The sequence below is a fragment of the Vibrio sp. 10N.222.55.C6 genome (assembly GCF_041473395.1).
In the GTDB taxonomy this organism is placed as follows: Bacteria; Pseudomonadota; Gammaproteobacteria; order Enterobacterales; family Vibrionaceae; genus Vibrio; species Vibrio crassostreae_C.
In genome coordinates, this window is sequence record NZ_JBFRSD010000799.1 from 1 (window position 1) to 612 (window position 612).

The 612-nt window shown below is 43.3% G+C and carries 1 pseudogene; it reads left to right on the plus strand.

The annotated features are described in order from the left end of the window. Positions 1-612 (plus strand): annotated as a pseudogene (locus tag AB4486_RS26250) (hypothetical protein); the annotation flags it as partial.

Below are 612 nucleotides of genomic sequence, written 5' to 3' on the forward strand. Positions count from 1 at the left end.
GGACTCAACATGCTGAGCGCATTCCAGAAATTCAGAGCTTAGCGCAAGAATACCTGGAAGCTAAATTAAATGGCAAAAGAGAACAAGAGGCGGATAGGTTTAATAGCCTTGAAGGTGTCGTTTATGAAATCACAATGGACTTGCAAGAGTCTTGTCGTCGTCTAAGAAACCGTATCAGTTATGACTTTGGCTATGGCCATACGCTCGCTCAAAAACAAAAAGAGAACCAAGTTGCTATAGAGCAAGCTGAAAAGCTTGTTAGTGGCATGAAAGCTTTCTCTTTTAAGTTGTTGAGTGAAATGGCTGGAGATAACTCCGAGCTCAACACCTTGTTTTGTGCTGAAATGCACAGTGCGATTCGTAGTTGCCAACAAGAGCTCGGGTCTATTCTAATTCAACTTCGAGCCTTGATGCTGAAGTATCGTAACCGCGAACGCGATAAGGACCTGATCAATGCCTTTGATCGGTTTATTGATCAAGAGCCACACTGGACACCAAGTGACGATTTAATTTTGCCTGATGAGGTAGCAAAGCACGACGGCATTCCGATGTTTTGGCTTTCAGAACCTATTCAATTTGCACATCACCCAAATCCTGATGATATGGACCAAG